The organism is Bacillus cereus group sp. MG16 (genome assembly GCF_040459875.1).
Lineage (GTDB): Bacteria > Bacillota > Bacilli > Bacillales > Bacillaceae_G > Bacillus_A > Bacillus_A paranthracis.
In genome coordinates this window covers 5,293,421-5,311,542 of record NZ_JARVHE010000001.1, presented here as the reverse complement: position 1 = coordinate 5,311,542, position 18,122 = coordinate 5,293,421, and the positions used below count along the sequence as shown (strand labels likewise).

Genomic DNA, 18,122 nt, shown 5'->3' with positions numbered 1-18,122 from the left:
GTTTGGAGGTAGGAGAATGGCTTTACATGTTGGAGAATTAGTGGAACGATATTCTCATAATAGGGATATCCTTTTTCGTATTATAGAAATAAAAGGCGAGATAGCTATATTGTTTGGAGAGGAAATTAGATTAGTGGCGGATGCGCCACTTGAAGATTTAATTAGTATAGATCAACGAGAACATAAAAAGAGAGCAAAGCGTGAGAAAGAAACAATGGAGCGGACGTATCGTTTGTTTCAACAAGATTACGTATTAATGAAACAAAGGCATGAACACACTTCAACTGGTGGATATACAAGTGAAGTGAATTATTTTCAAATGCCAGGGCGTGTCTTGCATATAGATGGAGACCCGTTATATTTGCGCAAGTGCCTAGATTTATATAATAAAATTGGTGTTCCTGTACAAGGTATTCATTGTAAAGAAACGGAGATGCATGAAAAGGTAGTAGATTTAATAGATCATTTTCGTCCGGACATTTTAGTTATTACAGGGCACGATGCGTATACAAAATCAAAAGGCGTAAAGGGAGATTTAGCAGCATATAGGCATTCAAGGCATTTTGTACAGGCTGTTCGAGAAGTGCGAAAAAAATATCCATCGTTGGATCAACTCGTTATTTTTGCTGGGGCATGTCAATCACACTTTGAAGCATTAATTCGAGCAGGTGCTAATTTTGCTAGTTCTCCATCTAGAATTAATATTCACGCACTAGATCCTGTATATGTGGTTGGCAAAATTAGTTTTACGTCATTTATGGAAAGGGTTAATGTATGGGATGTTGTACGTAATACGATTACTGGTGAAAAGGGGCTTGGCGGGATTGAGACGAGGGGGATTTTACGAACTGGATTACCTTTTCAACATTATGAAGAATAAGCAAGGTACATATGTATCTTGCTTTTTTATTTGGAGAGGATTTAAATCAGTTTGGATAAAAAGAGACAAGAACGCACAGACTACATAATGATACTTTTACAATATAGTATTTCTTCTATCTATTCGAACGCATGATGCTTTTATAATGATATTGTCTGTGAGTTGCGGTTAATAATTGGGATAGATATATCGTGTTTTAAGTGTTCAATCTAAATTACAGCGAGGTGTAACGAAGTATATGTCAAAACGTTTAGATGAAATTAAAAGCGAATTAGGTCACCATCTTGGACAGAGACTGATGTTAAAGGCGAACAGTGGGAGAAGAAAAACTGTAGAACAATCGGGTGTACTTGCAGAAACGTACCGTTCTGTTTTTGTTGTACAACTGGATCAACAAGAAGATGCGTTACAACGTGTATCGTATAGTTATGCGGATGTTTTAACAGAGACAGTAGAGTTAACATTTTATGGTGAACCTCATAATGAAGTGATTTTATAATTCATGTATCGTTACATATATTCCCACAAATGAAAAGCTATATTATTTTGCATACTAATGATACCGTAGCAAAATAAGGAGGGACTCTGCATTGAGTAGACGAAGAGGTGTCATGTCGAATCAATTTAAAGAAGAGCTTGCAAAAGAGTTGGGCTTTTATGATGTTGTTCAGAAAGAAGGATGGGGCGGAATTCGTGCGAAAGATGCTGGTAACATGGTGAAACGTGCTATAGAAATTGCAGAACAGCAATTAATGAAACAAAACCAGTAGTTGTAAGATACTTTCTATGCTACGGTAGCCGAGGAGTGATTCCTCGGCTTTTTGTACTATAAAAGGTGCCATCATTTTACATAAGTAGTTTCATTCTGAATGCTTTTCGTTATAATTAGGGAAGTGTCATCGTCTTACTATAAATTTATGGTAAAATAAACGATAAAAGATTGAGTACATAGAGTGGGTGAATAGATTGAAGCTACTAGTGAAAGCACCAGCAAAGATTAATCTGTCGTTAGATGTACTGGGAAAAAGACAAGACGGATATCATGAAGTGAAAATGATTATGACAACAATTGATTTAGCGGATCGTTTAGAACTAATGGAATTAGCAGAAGACCGTATTGAAATTTTATCCCATAATCGGTATGTCCCAGACGACCAAAGAAATCTGGCTTATCAAGCAGCGAAATTATTAAAAGAGAAGTTTAATGTGAAAAAGGGTGTATCTATTACTATTGAAAAAACGATTCCAGTAGCAGCTGGATTAGCGGGTGGAAGTAGTGATGCAGCAGCGACATTACGTGGTCTTAATAAATTATGGAATTTAGGGCTTACAATTGATCAGTTAGCAGAGCTTGGCGCAGAAATTGGGTCAGACGTATCGTTTTGCGTATATGGTGGGACAGCAATTGCCACTGGAAGAGGGGAGCAGATTGAGCACATAAAAACTCCACCTTCTTGTTGGGTTATTTTAGCAAAACCCCATATTGGTGTATCTACTGCTGATGTGTATGGAAATTTAAAGTTAAATCGAGTTACACATCCAAATGTAGATAAAATGGTGGATGTCATAAATGCTGGAGACTACAAAGGGATTTGTGATACTGTCGGTAACGTTTTAGAAGATGTAACGTTTGCGATGCATCCTGAAGTTGCACGTATTAAGGCACAGATGAAGCGATTTGGAGCAGATGCCGTATTAATGAGTGGTAGTGGTCCAACTGTATTCGGTCTTGTGCACCATGATTCGCGAATGCATCGTATATATAACGGATTAAAAGGATTTTGTGAACAAGTATACGCAGTACGTTTATTAGGAGAACGAGAAACGCTTGAATAAAGACGTATAATACGTTATGATTTGTTTAGAATATTCGTGATTTGAGGTGAGAGTATGAAAATTAGACGAAGTACAAGATTAGTCGATATGACTTATTACTTGTTACAAAACCCTCGTCAGCTAGTTTCTCTCACTTTTTTTGCTGAAAGGTATCAATCAGCTAAGTCTTCTATTAGTGAAGATTTAGTTATTATTAAGCAAACGTTTGAACAACAAGGGGTCGGCACATTGCAAACGATACCAGGAGCAGCAGGAGGAGTGAAATATATACCATATATAAGTGAAGAAGAGGCAGATCTAATTATTGGTGAGCTTTGTAGCTTATTTGAAAATCCAGATCGTATTTTGCCTGGTGGTTACTTATATATGACAGATCTTTTAAGTAATCCTCGTCATATTAATGGCGCAGGTCGTTTGTTTGCTTCTGTTTTTGCTAGGCAACCAATTGATGCAGTTATGACAGTAGCAACGAAGGGGATTCCACTTGCATATGCAGTGGCGAACTACTTAGATGTACCGGTAGTGATTGCAAGAAAAGATAATAAGGTAACAGAAGGCCCCACTGTTAGTATTAACTATGTATCAGGTTCTTCTAAGCGAATTCAAACAATGACGTTAGCGAAGCGTAGCCTTCCAGAAGGATCCAATGTTTTAATTATTGATGACTTCATGAAAGCTGGCGGAACCATTCAAGGTATGATGAGTATGTTAGAAGAGTTTAAAGCTAATGTTGTTGGTATTGGTGTATTAGTAGAGTCTACGGATATTGAAGAAAGACTAATTAATAATTTTGTATCATTAATTCGTCTATCGGAAGTTGATGTGAAAGAAAAAGCGATTCAAGTGGAAAAGGGAAATTATTCACTGGCACCATTTGATGAAGGGCTTGTAGAGGCTGAGTAAAAAGGTAAAGCAAATAGCTTTATCTTTTTTTATTCTATTTATAAGTTATAAAATAGATGGACAAACTGCTTTTCGTGCACTATTTTTAAAGAGTAAAAATAAATAATAAAAGGGTGAAAAGTATGAAAGTTGTTCAAACAAACAATGCACCACAAGCGATTGGACCATATTCACAAGGGATTATTGTAAATAATATGTTTTACAGTTCAGGACAAATTCCGTTAACTGCAAGTGGAGAGCTTGTAGCAGGAGACGTAACAGTACAAACAGAGCAAGTATTTCAAAATTTACAAGCAGTATTAGAAGAAGCAGGTGCTTCATTTGATACGGTAGTAAAAACAACAGTATTCTTAAAAGATATGGATGACTTTAATGCTGTTAATGAAGTATATGGATCTTATTTCTCTGCTCATAAGCCAGCTCGTTCTTGTGTACAAGTAGCAAAATTACCGAAAGATGTTTTAGTTGAAATCGAAGTAATTGCCCTAGTTAAGTAATTCTTTGTAAGCGATAACCTCTACTAATCTCTATATTCAATTACATTAAAAATTTTTATCTTAAAAATTTTTAAAAAATTAAAGGGAAAATAGAAATTTTGTGGAATTTATACAAATATATCGCTTATTTAGAAAAGGGTGGTGAACACAAGATGGAAGTGACTGACGTAAGATTACGCCGCGTAAACACAGAAGGCCGCATGAGAGCAATTGCCTCTATTACTCTAGACCATGAATTTGTTGTTCATGATATTCGTGTAATTGATGGTAATAATGGATTATTTGTAGCAATGCCAAGTAAACGTACTCCAGATGGAGAATTCCGTGACATTGCACATCCAATTAATTCTGGTACACGCTCTAAAATTCAAGATGCGGTTTTAACAGAGTATCATCGTTTAGGCGAGTTAGAAGAGGTTGAGTTTGAAGAAGCAGGTGCTTCGTAAAATTCGAATGAAAAGGGCTTTTTAGAGAAGCCCTATAATTTTGCAACAAACTCCTGTAAGCATTTACAGGGGTTTGTTTTTTGTGTTTATACATATATATATAATTTAGAAAATTATGAATTAAGTAAAATAAAGAGGAGAACTTCTAATTTTTTCAAAATCATTTTAAATAGTATAGCTTATTTCTTAAAAAAGATACTAAAGAGTAAAACATCTTATAAGAATTATGGTAAAATTTAATAGTTAAAATGTGTTTCTTGAAATATATGATGATTTAGGATAATATCGTTAATGGATAAATAGGTTGCGATGGAGGGTCTATATGTCAAACAGATTTGCAGTGATTCTAGCGGCAGGTAAAGGCACACGTATGAAGTCTAAGCTATACAAGGTGCTTCATCCTGTATGTGGAAAACCTATGGTACAACATGTTGTCGATCAAGTATCTCAATTAGGATTGCAGAAACTTGTAACAGTCGTAGGACATGGTGCTGAAATGGTACAAGAACAGCTAGGAAACGTAAGTGAGTTTGCATTACAAGCAGAACAACTTGGTACAGCACATGCTGTAGATCAAGCTGCAAGTGTACTTGCAAACGAAGAAGGAACAACTTTAGTTATTTGTGGTGATACACCGCTAATAACTGCTGAAACGATGGAAGCATTACTTCAGCAACATAAAGAAGCAGGGGCAATGGCAACGGTATTAACAGCTTACATAGAAGAACCTGCTGGATATGGTCGTATCGTTCGTAATGAGAATGGTCATGTTGAAAAGATTGTTGAGCATAAGGATGCAAATGAGAAAGAATTAGCTATTAAAGAAATCAATACAGGTACGTATTGTTTTGATAATAAAGCTTTATTCGCTTCACTTTCTAAAGTTTCAAATGATAACGTACAAGGTGAATATTACCTGCCAGATGTTATTGAAATTTTAAAAAATGAAGGGCATATTGTATCAGCTTATCAAACAGAGCACTTCGATGAAACGTTAGGTGTTAACGACAGAGTCGCTCTATCGCAAGCGGAAATTATTATGAAAAACCGTATCAACCGAAAGAACATGGTAAATGGTGTTACTATTATTGATCCAAGTAACACGTATATTTCTGCTGATGCAATTATCGGTAGTGATACAGTTCTTCATCCAGGAACAATTATTGAGGGGAACACTGTAATTGGTTCTGATTGTGAGATTGGACCGCATACAGTAATTCGCGATAGTGAAATTGGAGATCGTACGACAATTCGTCAATCTACTGTACATGATAGTAAGCTTGGTACAGAAGTATCGGTTGGCCCATTTGCACATATTCGCCCAGATTCAGTTATTGGAGATGAAGTACGCGTTGGAAACTTCGTGGAAATCAAAAAAACTGTTTTTGGTAATAGAAGTAAAGCTTCACACTTAAGTTATATCGGGGATGCACAAGTTGGAGAAGACGTGAATCTTGGTTGTGGTTCAATTACGGTGAACTATGACGGTAAGAATAAATTCAAAACTGTGATTGGTAACGGGGTATTTATTGGATGTAATTCAAACCTTGTTGCTCCTGTAACAGTTGAAGACGGTGCTTATGTGGCAGCAGGCTCTACAATTACAGAGAATGTTCCATCAAAAGCATTATCTGTAGCACGTGCACGTCAAGTTAACAAAGAAGACTATGTTGATCAATTGCTGAATAAGAAAAAATCATAATGTGGAGGGTTAATCTAGATGTCGACTCAATATCTAAATTCTAATTTGAAAGTATTCTCTTTAAACTCTAATAAGGAACTTGCTGAGCAAATTGCAAAGCACATTGGAGTAGGACTAGGAAAATGTTCTGTTGATCGTTTTAGTGATGGAGAAGTTCAAATTAACATTGAAGAAAGTATCCGTGGTTGCGATGTATTCATTATTCAATCTACAAGCTTCCCAGTAAACGAACATATCATGGAATTACTTATTATGATCGATGCATTAAAGCGTGCATCTGCAAAAACAATTAATATTGTTATTCCTTACTATGGTTATGCGCGTCAAGACCGTAAAGCGCGTTCTCGTGAACCAATTACATCGAAACTTGTAGCAAACTTGCTTGAAACAGCAGGTGCAACTCGTGTAATCACTCTAGATTTACATGCTCCACAAATTCAAGGGTTCTTTGATATCCCAATCGACCACCTAATGGGTGTACCGATTCTTTCAGATTACTTTGAAACAAAAGGTCTTAAAGATATCGTAATCGTGTCACCTGACCACGGTGGAGTAACTCGTGCTAGAAAAATGGCAGATCGCCTAAAAGCACCAATCGCTATTATTGATAAGCGTCGCCCTCGTCCGAACGTATCTGAGGTAATGAACATTATCGGTAATATTGAAGGTAAAACGGCAATTTTAATTGATGACATCATTGATACAGCTGGTACAATTACATTAGCAGCAAACGCTCTTGTTGAGAACGGTGCTTCTGAAGTATATGCTTGCTGTACACACCCAGTATTATCTGGTCCAGCAATTGAGCGCATCCAAAACTCAAATATTAAAGAGTTAGTTGTAACGAACTCTATCGTATTACCAGAAGAGAAGAAAATCGACAAAGTACATGAACTTTCAGTTGCTCCACTAATCGGAGAAGCAATCATTCGTGTATACGAAGAAGAATCTGTAAGTGTATTATTCAATTAATTGGATAGAATGAGACGTAACCAAGATTGGTTACGTCTTTTCGTATCGAAAAAAGAAAGTAGTGGTACAAGAATGAAATTGATAGTAGGACTTGGGAACCCGGGTAGAGAATATGAATTAACAAGGCATAATATTGGATTTATGGCGATTGATGAACTTGCAAAGCGTTGGAATATTTCTTTGAACGAACAAAAGTTTAAAGGAGTATTTGGTGCAGGATTTGTTAATGGAGAAAAAGTAATCTTATTAAAGCCACTTACATATATGAATTTATCTGGGGAAAGTATTCGTCCGCTAATGGATTACTATAAAATTGATGTAGAGGACTTCGTTGTTCTGTACGATGATTTAGACATTCCTGTAGGTAAATTGCGTCTTCGTATGAAAGGCAGTGCTGGTGGACATAATGGTGTGAAATCAACAATTTCACATTTAGGAACACAAGAGTTTCAACGTATCCGCATGGGAATCGATCGTCCGAAAAATGGAATGAAGGTAGTAGATTACGTATTAGGACGTTTTACATCGGAAGAAATTCCTGATGTAAATCATTCTATTGAAAAAGCAGCAGATGCATGTGAAGAATGGTTAAATAAACCTTTTCTTCAAATTATGAATACTTTCAATAGTTAAGAGTACGATTGGGAATATTTTATTTTATTTTTACCCATACTAGCAGTAATTGGATTTTTAGGAGGCTAGTATGGAAGGGTATTATTATTGCAGACATTGCGGGAGTAATGTAGGCTCCGTTACCGCAGAAAAAGTATATAGCGACGTTTTATTTCAACTAACAGAGCAAGAAGTAGTAGAGATGATTCATTTTCATGAGAATGGAAATATATATATAAAAACGATTTGTGAATTGTGTCAAGAAACGCTCGCATCTTATCCTGAGTATTATGAATATGAAAAATTTCTGCAATAAAATGTTGTCGCTTTGGCATGTCCAAAGCATTTTTCTGTTTTCTTTTTCCGAAATATTTGCATAAAATATAGTGGCTTGCTCTTTATGTTGAGAGGGGTTTTGAAAATGATAGGTTTATTAGAGCAATTTTATAAAAATGAAGAGATCCAATCGGTCATTAATGGATTAGAAGATGGTTTAAAAGAGCAACTTGTATCAGGTATGGCAACCTCTTCTCGTTCGTTATTAATGGCGGCCTTATATAAAAAAACAAAAAAATCACAACTTATTGTGACGCATAATTTATATCAAGCACAAAAAGTACATGAAGATTTAGTGGCGTTACTTGGTGAAAAGGATGTATGGCTATATCCAGTAAATGAATTGATAGCATCAGAACTTGGTGTTGCAAGCCCAGAATTGAAGGCGCAACGTATTGAAGTGTTAAATCGCTTAGCTGCAGGAGAACATGGGATTATTGTAGCACCAGTTGCAGGACTACGCAGATTTTTACCAATGAAAGAGTTGTGGAAGCAAAGGCAAATCGAAATCAGTCTAGGGCAAGAGATTGATTTAGATACATTTTTGCATACTTTACATCATATTGGCTATGAGCGTAAGTCTATGGTAGAAGCTCCTGGAGAATTTAGTTTGCGTGGGGGAATATTAGATATATATCCACTAACTGAAGAGTTACCATTTCGTATTGAATTTTTCGATACAGAAGTCGATTCTATTCGATTATTTGATGTGGATGAACAGCGCTCTCAAGATAAAAAAGAAAGTGTTAGATTTGGTCCAGCAACAGAGTTTTTATTTTCGCAGGAAGAATTGAAATCAGGAATTAAGCATCTTGAAGAAGGTCTGACTAAGACGATGCAAAAACTTTCTGATGATAAGCTGAAGACTACAGTGCTTGAGACGGTAAGTCATGAAATTGAGATGTTAAAAAACGGGCAAAGTATAGAACAGATGTTTAAATATTTATCTATTTTCTATAACGAACCTGCTAGTCTGATAGATTATTTACCAGAAGATGGTGTTGTGATTTTAGATGAGATTTCACGTATTCAAGAAACAGCATCACATCTTGAAACGGAAGAGGCGGAATGGTATATATCCCTTCTCGGTGAGGGAACAATCATTCAAGATTTATCTTTCTCTCATTCGTTTGAAGAATTTCTTCATCATAAAAAAAGAAGTTTTGTATATTTAACGTTATTCTTACGTCATATAGCACATACACATCCGCAAAACATTGTGAATGTGACATGTAAAACAATGCAAGATTTCCATGGGCAGATGCAGTTGTTGAAAACTGAAATTGATAGATGGAACGAAGGGCATTTTACGACTGTTGTGTTAGGTACAGATGATGAACGTGTGAAAAAACTACAACATATTTTAAGTGATTATGATATTGAGGCAGATATTGTAGAAGGCACAGATATATTATTGCCTGGAAGGTTACAAATTGCTGTAGGTGATTTACATGCAGGATTTGAAATGCCGATGCAAAAGCTTGTTGTCATTACTGAAAAAGAGCTTTTTCATAAGAAAGTTAAAAAATCACAACGTAAGCAAAAGTTATCGAATGCTGAACGTATTAAAAGTTATTCGGAATTAAAAGTTGGGGATTATGTAGTTCATGTAAATCATGGTATAGGTAAATTCTTAGGTATTGAAACATTAGAGATTAACGGTGTTCATAAAGATTATTTGAATATTAAATATCAAGGTAATGATAAGTTATACGTTCCAATTGAACAAATTGACCAAGTGCAAAAATATGTAGGATCTGAGGGTAAGGATCCGAAAGTTTATAAATTGGGTGGAAATGATTGGAAGAAGGTCAAAACGAAAGTTGAAAAATCTGTACAAGACATTGCGGATGACCTAATTAAACTATATGCTGAGCGCGAAGCTTCAAAGGGTTATGCATATACACCGGATACGGCAGAACAACAAGAATTCGAGTCCTCTTTCCCGTATCAAGAGACAGAGGATCAATTACGTTCTATTGAAGAGATTAAAAAGGATATGGAACGTGAACGTCCGATGGATAGGCTTCTTTGTGGTGATGTAGGATATGGAAAGACGGAAGTAGCTATTCGTGCGGCGTTTAAAGCAATTATGGATGAAAAACAAGTTGCAATTTTAGTGCCGACAACGATCCTTGCACAACAACACTATGAAACAATTCGAGAGCGTTTTCAAGATTATCCAATCAATATAGGATTATTAAGTAGATTCCGTACGAGAAAGCAGCAAAATGAAACAATTAAAGGTTTAAAAGATGGCACAGTAGATATTGTAATCGGAACGCACCGTATTTTATCTAAAGATGTTACTTATAAAGATTTAGGTCTTCTTATTATTGATGAAGAACAAAGATTTGGTGTAACGCATAAAGAAAAAATTAAACAATTAAAAGCAAATGTTGACGTATTAACATTAACGGCAACTCCGATTCCGCGTACGCTCCATATGTCTATGCTTGGTGTGCGTGATTTATCTGTTATTGAGACGCCGCCGGAAAATCGTTTCCCGGTTCAAACATATGTAGTAGAGTATAATCCAGCATTAATGCGAGAAGCGATAGAACGGGAGCTTGCAAGAGGTGGTCAAGTTTACTTCCTATATAATCGTGTAGAGGATATCGAACGAAAAGCAGATGAAATTTCGATGTTAGTTCCAGATGCGCGTGTAACTTATGCACATGGGAAAATGAACGAGAGTGAATTAGAGTCTGTTATGCTATCGTTTTTAGAAGGACAGCATGATGTTCTTGTAAGTACAACGATTATTGAGACGGGTGTAGATATTCCAAATGTAAATACATTAATTGTATTTGATGCAGATCGTATGGGATTATCGCAGTTGTATCAGCTTCGTGGGCGTGTTGGACGTTCTAATCGTGTTGCATATGCTTACTTTGCATACAAACGGGATAAAGTGTTATCGGAAGTTGCGGAGAAGCGCCTGCAAGCCATTAAGGAGTTCACAGAGCTTGGATCCGGTTTCAAAATTGCGATGCGAGATTTATCAATTCGTGGTGCTGGTAACTTGTTAGGAGCCGAACAACATGGATTTATTGATTCTGTCGGATTTGATTTATATTCTCAAATGTTAAAAGATGCAATTGAACAGCGTAGAGGAACAGACGGAGTTGAAAATACAGTTAATGTTGAAATTGATTTAGAAGTAGATGCATATTTACCGGATGCTTATATTTCTGATAGTAAACAAAAAATTATGATGTATAAACAGTTTAGAGGTGTTTCTACAATTGAGGATATTGAAGAGTTGCAGGAAGAGATGATAGATAGATTTGGTGATTACCCGCAAGAAGTTGGTTACTTATTGCAAATCGCAAATATTAAAGTATTAGCAATGAAAGAACAAATTGAATTAATTAAGCAAAATAAATTTGAAGTAACAATTCTGTTCTCAGAACAAGCGAGTCAAAACATTGATGGCGGAAAATTATTCATGCTTGGAAATAGTTTTGGACGAATGATCGGTCTAGGAATGGAAGGATCACAATTGAAAATCGTCATGAAAACAAATGGTTTAGAGACATCGAAGTGGTTAACAATTGCTGAAAATTTATTAAAAGGCTTGCCAGATGTAAAAAAAGAAGTCATAAATGCCTAATATTAGATAAAAAAATGCAATTCGACGTGCATAGAAGAACTAATGTGTAAAATACTATGTCTAACAGTTGGTGATTTTTACATGAACAGGTAAATTCACCACTTTGATCATCAGTAGAAAGTGAGGCAGCATTAGAATGAAAGCAACTGGAATCGTACGTCGAATTGATGATTTAGGTAGGGTAGTAATCCCGAAGGAAATTCGTAGAACTTTACGTATTCGAGAAGGGGACCCACTAGAAATATTTGTAGATCGCGATGGAGAAGTAATTTTAAAGAAATATTCTCCAATTAGCGAGCTAGGTGATTTTGCAAAAGAATATGCAGATGCTTTATATGATAGCTTAGGACATAATGTGCTTGTATGTGATCGAGATTCTATTATCGCAGTATCAGGTGTATCAAAAAAAGAATACTTAAATAAAAGCGTTGGCGATCTAATTGAAAAAACGATGGAAGAAAGAAAGTCTGTTATTATGACGGACGAAAGTGATATTTCCATTATTGATGGTGTAACAGAAAAGGTTCATTCTTATACAGTTGGGCCGATTGTTGCAAATGGAGACCCAATTGGGGCTGTCATTATTTTTTCAAAAGAAGCGATTATAAGCGAAATAGAGCACAAGGCGGTCAATACTGCTGCCAGTTTCTTAGCGAAACAAATGGAACAGTAAAGGTGTATGATTTTAGAAGTAGCAATCTTTCCTAATTATGATATTTCTTCTTGAGAAATCAATTATTTGGAGATATATGTATATTGAATGAAGGTAGCGCTTTGCTACCTTTTTTCATTGAATATTTCTAACGTTGCACGAACGTATTCTTACTTGTGTAGGTAAGGAAGCTTGTCCTTTTCTTTATGATATAATACGAGGGGTGAGAATAGAAAAAGGAGTTTTCTTGCATGGAATCGAAGAAGTATCAAGCCTTTTGGCGTGGGGCTATTATATTAACAATCGCAAGTTTTGTTACAAAGGTATTAAGCGCCTTTTACCGTATTCCATATCAAAATATAGCGGGTGACGTTGGTTTTTATATTTACCAACAAATTTATCCATTTTATGGATTTTGTTTAATTTTAGCTACTTATGGGTTCCCTATTATAATTTCAAAAATGGTTGCGGAACGATTAGAGCGAGGGAAAAAACAAGAAGCAGAGGAAATTATTTGTGTATCTTTTTGGTTTTTATTAGGGATTGGTTTCATAGGATTTTTTACATTGTTCTTTGGTGCTGAAGCAATTGCGATAGCTATGGGCGATATACACTTAGATAAGCTATTACGCGTTATTTCCTTTTCATTCATATTGATGCCGTTTTTATCTGTAGCAAGAGGATATTTCCAGGGATTCAATAATATGATGCCAACAGCTGTTTCGCAAGTGATAGAACAAACGATTCGTGTTTCTATTATTGTATTTTTATCTCTATTCCTAATTGCTCACGAATTTGATTTATATACAGTTGGTGCAGGTGCTATGCTCGGTTCAATCGCAGGTGGATTGATTGGGATTATCGTACTTATACTTTATATGCGTCATGACTTTCGTTCTATATTCTTCAAAAGTGTAAAGAGGATTAAAGGGAAAAAGAAGATTATAAAAATCCTGTTTTGGCAGGGGTTAGCGATTTGTGTTAGTAACTTAGTGCTTATTTTTATACAAATGGCTGATTCTATTTCTTTCTATTCTCTACTTATTGGAGCGGGAGAGCCAGTTGAAAGTGCAAAGGTGTTAAAAGGTGTTTATGACAGAAGTATCCCGCTTATGCAATTGGGTACTGTCGTGACAACTTCCTTCTCGTTGTCGCTTATTCCAATTATTACAGCAGCGAAGGAAAGAGGGGATCTTACCTTTATTCGAGAAAAAGTAAGGTTAGCGATGAAAATAACATTTGTTATCGGATTTGCAGCAGCCATTGGATTAACTTGTATTATCCAACCTACGAATATTATGTTGTTTGAAAATAGTGATGGGTCAGATGTTTTATCTATTTTATCTTTATCTATTTTATTTAGTTCATTGTCAATTACAACTGCTTCTATTTTGCAAGGGTTAGGACAAACATTAAAACCAGCAATATTCGTTATATTTGGCGGTTGTTTAAAGTTAGCTTTAAATTATATATTAATGCCATATTTTAGTGTGAAGGGAGCTGCAATTGCGACGCTAGTTGCGTTAATTGTAATTTCTATACTAAATAGTGTATTACTTATGCGAGCTGTATCCGAATCGCTTATCGACAAACGGAATATGTTAGGTATAGTTATTAGTGGTATCGGTATGGGATTTGTACTAATAATGTTTATGCGTGTATTGCAAATGTCTGGATTAGTAATGGATACAAGTCATAGAGGTGTTGCAACACTTGAGGCGTTGTTAGGTGTAGCCATCGGCGGATTGGCATATATGTTTTTCATTTTAAAATTACGTGTATTTACAAAAGCAGAAATAGGAACCGTTATGAAAAAAGAGAAAAAAGAAGGTTCATTGAAGAAGAGTGGATAGAGGTGACAGGTTGTGAGTGGAATCATTACTATTTTAGGATTAGGTGCTGGTGAATTAGATCAGTTAACGATGGGTGTATATAGAAAAATAAAAGAAGCAGATCACATGTTTGTTAGAACGAAGGAACATCCCGTTATAGAAGAGTTGGAGAAAGAAGGTATACGATATACTGCTTTTGACAATGTATATGAAGCACATGATACATTTGAAATTGTATATGAAACAATTGCGAATACATTGCTAAAACAAGCTGAAGGTGCAGAAATCATCTATGCTGTTCCAGGGCATCCACTTGTAGCGGAAAGAACGGTTCAGCTACTATTGGAAAAAAGTGAAGTAGCGAATATTGAAGTGCGAATTGAAGGTGGGCAAAGTTTCCTTGATCCTATGTTTGCAAGTCTTAAGATTGATCCGATTGAAGGATTCCAATTAATTGACGCTACATCATTTGAAAGAGGACAATTAGAATTACGTCAACACTTAATCTTTTGCCAAGTATATGACGCATTCGTTGCATCAGATGTGAAATTAACATTAATGGAGATGCTGCCAGATGATTATGAAGTGTATATCGTAACAGCTGCAGGGACTTCATTTGAGCAAGTGAAAAAGGTGCCGTTGTACATGTTAGATCATGAAACGGAGTTGAATAATTTAACGAGTGTGTACATACCACCAGTTCAGGAACGTGCATCCTTGTATCAACAGTTTGATGTGCTTAGAGAAATTATTGCAGATCTTCGTGGCCCGAATGGCTGTCCATGGGATAAAAAGCAAACACATCAATCTTTAAAGAAATACTTAATTGAGGAAGCTTATGAAGTATTAGAAGCAATTGATGAAGAGGATGATGATCACTTAGTAGAAGAACTGGGTGATGTATTATTACAAGTTATGCTTCATGCCCAAATCGGAGAGGACGAAGGTTGGTTCTCTATAGATGATATTATTCGAACTTTATCTGAGAAAATGGTTCGTCGTCATCCGCATGTATTTGGGAATACGGATGTAAATAATGCCGATGAAGTAATTGCCAATTGGGAAGAAATTAAAAAACAAGAAAAAGGGTTTGTAAAAGAATCTGTTTTAAATGGGGTTCCAAAAAGTTTGCCGCAGTTACTGCGCGCTTATGAAATCCAGGAAAAAGCTGGTAAGGTTGGTTTCGATTGGGTTGATGTACAGCCGATGATAGAGAAAGCCTTAGAAGAATGGCAAGAGTTCCAACAAGAAGTTACAAACATGGATGAAGCGAAGATGTTAAGTGAATTTGGCGATTTACTATTTGCGTTTGTTAATATAGCTCGTCATTATAAAATAGATCCAGAAGAAGCGTTACGTTCAACAAATGAGAAATTCGTCAGTCGTTTTTTATACATGGAAGCAAAGGTAGCTGAAATGAAGAAAGAGATGCAAGATTTATCATTAGAGCAGTTAGATGTTTTCTGGGAAGAGGCAAAACAAACAGAGCGTTAATAGGGGGATTTAATATGCGTCTAGATAAGTTTTTAAAAGTATCACGTTTAATTAAAAGAAGAACATTGGCGAAAGAAGTAGCTGATCAAGGAAGAATATCCATTAATGGTCAAGTGGCAAAAGCAAGTTCAGATGTAAAAGTAGCTGATGAATTAACAATTCGTTTTGGTCAAAAAATAGTAACTGTAAAAATAAATGAATTGAAAGAAACGACTAAAAAAGAAGATGCAGCAAATATGTATAGCTTAGTTCGTGAAGAAAAAGTAAAGGCCGAAGAAGGCTTGTTCTAAAATCAATTATCCCTTCATACATTACTATTAGCTAGTATAAATGTATGGGGGGATTTACGTGAATAATGGTTACTCACCTATGTCTTCTAATCAACAAAATGTTTCTGTAGAGCATGATATTATTATGCGTGGCAGACGTGTAATTGATATTACCGGTGTAAAGCAGGTAGAGAGTTTTGATAGCGAAGAGTTTTTACTTGAGACCGTAATGGGCTTTTTAACAATTCGCGGTCAAAATTTGCAAATGAAAAATTTAGATGTAGAAAAAGGTGTTGTATCGATTAAAGGGAAAGTTCATGAGATGCTGTATATTGATGAGAATCAAGGGGAGAAAACTAAAGGCTTCTTTAGTAAGTTGTTTAAATGAGTCTAACAATTCAGTTGTATACGATGCTCTCAATGATCGGAATGGGTGCTTGGATTGGAGCGTCTTTAGATACATACCAACGATTTTTAAAACGTCAAGAACGTAAGCGTTGGATTGTATTTATACATGATATACTATTTTGGATTGTCCAAGCATTATTCGTTTTTTACGTATTACTTCTTGTAAATGAAGCTGAACTACGTATATATGTATTTTTAGCATTATTATGTGGTTTTGCGGCATATCAAAGCATGTTGAAAGCAATATACATGAGACTGTTAAATTTTCTCATTTATATTTTTGTGCAAACAACACACTTTTTTGTTCAAATTATACAGCTACTCATGATAAAACCTGTTATTATTATAGCGCAGCTATTTATTGCATTTATATTATTCTTATTTCGTATACTGCTTTCAATTGGACATGTGTTATGGAAAATGGTGATTTGGATATTACTTTTCATATGGAAAGTTTTTTTCTGGCCTGTTCGATTTATTGCTTCGCTCATATGGAAACTTCTCCCTAATCGTGTTAAACTTTTTATAATGAAGCATGTAGGTTTCCTGCAATATATAGCAAAATTGAAGGGACATATCTTCCAATTATGGGAGCGTATAAAAAAGAAGTTAGGGGGACCTCGGAAATGAGGGAACTGAGACAAAGAACAATCGAAAAACAGAGTCCAAATCCTGTTAAAGAGCATATAATACAAACGGATGAGAACAGGAAGCGACTTTATCGCCGTTTAGCGGTTTTTCTTGTCTTTGCTTTTACAATTATTGCGAGTATTAGTGTAACGTTTTATCAACAAAACAGTTCCATTAAAGCAAAAGAAGCAAAAGTTAAGGACATGAAAAAAGAACTGGATTCATTAACGAACAAAGAAAAGAGTCTAAAAGACGAAGTTCAAAAGTTAAATGATGAAGAGTACGTATTAAAGATTGCTAGAAGGGATTATTTCTTCTCTGGAAAAGGGGAGATAATTTTTCCTGTTTCTAAGTAGAGTATGTCTTATTGACACTATATTTTAGGATTATATATAATAAAGTAAAATTTGACTTTTTAACCACTAAGGAGGAGCATTTTTTTTATGTCAATCGAGGTAGGCAGCAAGTTACAGGGTAAAGTAACAGGTATTACAAATTTTGGGGCTTTTGTGGAGCTGCCAGAAGGCTTAACGGGTCTTGTTCATATTAGTGAAGTTGCTGATAATTATGTGAAAGATATTAACGATCACTTAAAAGTGGGCGACCAAGTAGAAGTAAAAGTTATTAACGTTGAAAAAGATGGTAAGATTGGTCTATCTATTAAAAAAGCGAAAGAGCGTGAAAAAACAGAAGGAGATCGTCCACGTGGTGAATACCAACGCGGTGGTGATCAACAACGTTCTGGACGTCCACAACGTAATCGTTCTTTCAACAGAGATAACCGTGGTGGCGGTAACGACCGCGCTCCAAAAGAAACATTCGAGCAAAAGATGGCACGTTTCTTAAAGGATAGCGAAGATCGTTTAACTTCTTTAAAGCGTAACACTGAATCTAAACGTGGTGGCCGTGGCGCACGTCGCGGATAATAAGAACGTTTAATTCTTAGAATATAGAGAGGTGCCCAGGGCGATTGCTCAGGGTGCTTTTTTATATGTGAAAATATATTTTTAAAAAAGTTTTCAAGATGTGTTGACTTT

General features: G+C 35.6%; 20 protein-coding genes. All 20 read left to right on the top strand.

Annotated features, from left to right (window positions below; all coding sequences use genetic code 11):
* Nucleotides 1-16: 16 nt before the first annotated feature.
* The 20 genes from yabG (at nt 17) to QCI73_RS27465 (ending at nt 18,011) form a co-directional block, all read left to right on the top strand.
* Complete coding sequence (gene yabG, locus QCI73_RS27560) at nt 17-880, top strand: sporulation peptidase YabG (protein WP_001173738.1); 864 nt, start codon at nt 17-19, stop codon at nt 878-880.
* 238 nt (nt 881-1,118) lie between these two features.
* Complete coding sequence (gene veg / locus QCI73_RS27555) at nt 1,119-1,379, top strand: biofilm formation stimulator Veg (RefSeq protein WP_353824075.1); 261 nt, start codon at nt 1,119-1,121, stop codon at nt 1,377-1,379.
* A gap of 91 nt (nt 1,380-1,470) precedes the next feature.
* Complete coding sequence (gene sspF, locus QCI73_RS27550) at nt 1,471-1,650, top strand: acid-soluble spore protein SspF (RefSeq protein ID WP_001985066.1); 180 nt, start codon at nt 1,471-1,473, stop codon at nt 1,648-1,650.
* 196 nt (nt 1,651-1,846) lie between these two features.
* Nucleotides 1,847-2,716 carry a 4-(cytidine 5'-diphospho)-2-C-methyl-D-erythritol kinase gene (gene ispE / locus QCI73_RS27545; protein WP_000772094.1) on the top strand — a complete coding sequence of 290 codons (870 nt, stop codon included), beginning with the start codon at nt 1,847-1,849 and terminating at the stop codon, nt 2,714-2,716.
* 54 nt (nt 2,717-2,770) lie between these two features.
* A complete protein-coding gene (gene purR / locus QCI73_RS27540; protein WP_000702473.1) occupies nt 2,771-3,619 on the top strand; it encodes a pur operon repressor in 849 nt (282 codons plus the stop codon).
* 122 nt (nt 3,620-3,741) lie between these two features.
* The gene (locus QCI73_RS27535) at nt 3,742-4,116 is read left to right on the top strand and encodes a RidA family protein (protein ID WP_000869807.1); all 375 of its coding nucleotides are present in this window, start codon (nt 3,742-3,744) and stop codon (nt 4,114-4,116) included.
* A 152-nt stretch (nt 4,117-4,268) separates the two neighbouring features.
* The gene (spoVG, locus tag QCI73_RS27530) at nt 4,269-4,562 is read left to right on the top strand and encodes a septation regulator SpoVG (RefSeq protein ID WP_000454041.1); all 294 of its coding nucleotides are present in this window, start codon (nt 4,269-4,271) and stop codon (nt 4,560-4,562) included.
* A 322-nt stretch (nt 4,563-4,884) separates the two neighbouring features.
* Nucleotides 4,885-6,264, top strand: coding sequence for a bifunctional UDP-N-acetylglucosamine diphosphorylase/glucosamine-1-phosphate N-acetyltransferase GlmU (glmU, locus tag QCI73_RS27525; protein ID WP_000071036.1), 1,380 nt, complete (start codon nt 4,885-4,887; stop codon nt 6,262-6,264).
* Between the two features lie 18 nt (nt 6,265-6,282).
* Nucleotides 6,283-7,236, top strand: a complete 954-nt coding sequence (locus QCI73_RS27520) for a ribose-phosphate diphosphokinase (RefSeq protein ID WP_000107420.1) — start codon at nt 6,283-6,285, stop codon at nt 7,234-7,236.
* Nucleotides 7,237-7,308: 72 nt separating this feature from the next.
* Nucleotides 7,309-7,869, top strand: coding sequence for an aminoacyl-tRNA hydrolase (gene pth, locus QCI73_RS27515; protein WP_001979768.1), 561 nt, complete (start codon nt 7,309-7,311; stop codon nt 7,867-7,869).
* 70 nt (nt 7,870-7,939) lie between these two features.
* Nucleotides 7,940-8,164, top strand: coding sequence for an anti-sigma-F factor Fin (locus tag QCI73_RS27510; protein WP_000399440.1), 225 nt, complete (start codon nt 7,940-7,942; stop codon nt 8,162-8,164).
* A 105-nt stretch (nt 8,165-8,269) separates the two neighbouring features.
* Nucleotides 8,270-11,800, top strand: coding sequence for a transcription-repair coupling factor (gene mfd / locus QCI73_RS27505; RefSeq protein WP_353824074.1), 3,531 nt, complete (start codon nt 8,270-8,272; stop codon nt 11,798-11,800).
* A gap of 136 nt (nt 11,801-11,936) precedes the next feature.
* Nucleotides 11,937-12,473, top strand: coding sequence for a stage V sporulation protein T (spoVT, locus tag QCI73_RS27500; protein ID WP_000648302.1), 537 nt, complete (start codon nt 11,937-11,939; stop codon nt 12,471-12,473).
* Between the two features lie 230 nt (nt 12,474-12,703).
* Nucleotides 12,704-14,305, top strand: coding sequence for a putative polysaccharide biosynthesis protein (locus tag QCI73_RS27495; RefSeq protein ID WP_000444156.1), 1,602 nt, complete (start codon nt 12,704-12,706; stop codon nt 14,303-14,305).
* 12 nt (nt 14,306-14,317) lie between these two features.
* A complete protein-coding gene (gene yabN, locus QCI73_RS27490; RefSeq protein WP_353824073.1) occupies nt 14,318-15,778 on the top strand; it encodes a bifunctional methyltransferase/pyrophosphohydrolase YabN in 1,461 nt (486 codons plus the stop codon).
* A 14-nt stretch (nt 15,779-15,792) separates the two neighbouring features.
* Nucleotides 15,793-16,068 (top strand): RNA-binding S4 domain-containing protein, encoded by a 276-nt coding sequence (locus tag QCI73_RS27485; protein ID WP_001234876.1) that lies wholly within the window; start codon nt 15,793-15,795, stop codon nt 16,066-16,068.
* Between the two features lie 58 nt (nt 16,069-16,126).
* Nucleotides 16,127-16,435, top strand: coding sequence for a sporulation protein YabP (yabP, locus tag QCI73_RS27480; protein WP_001059101.1), 309 nt, complete (start codon nt 16,127-16,129; stop codon nt 16,433-16,435).
* Complete coding sequence (gene yabQ / locus QCI73_RS27475) at nt 16,432-17,085, top strand: spore cortex biosynthesis protein YabQ (protein ID WP_000059762.1); 654 nt, start codon at nt 16,432-16,434, stop codon at nt 17,083-17,085. The genes yabP and yabQ overlap by 4 nt, the downstream gene beginning before the upstream one ends.
* Nucleotides 17,082-17,441, top strand: a complete 360-nt coding sequence (gene divIC / locus QCI73_RS27470; protein WP_001208736.1) for a cell division protein DivIC — start codon at nt 17,082-17,084, stop codon at nt 17,439-17,441. The genes yabQ and divIC overlap by 4 nt, the downstream gene beginning before the upstream one ends.
* An 87-nt stretch (nt 17,442-17,528) precedes the next feature.
* Nucleotides 17,529-18,011: a S1 domain-containing RNA-binding protein gene (locus QCI73_RS27465; protein WP_000021452.1), complete on the top strand. Its 483-nt coding sequence runs from the start codon at nt 17,529-17,531 to the stop codon at nt 18,009-18,011.
* The last annotated feature ends 111 nt before the right edge of the window (nt 18,012-18,122 follow it).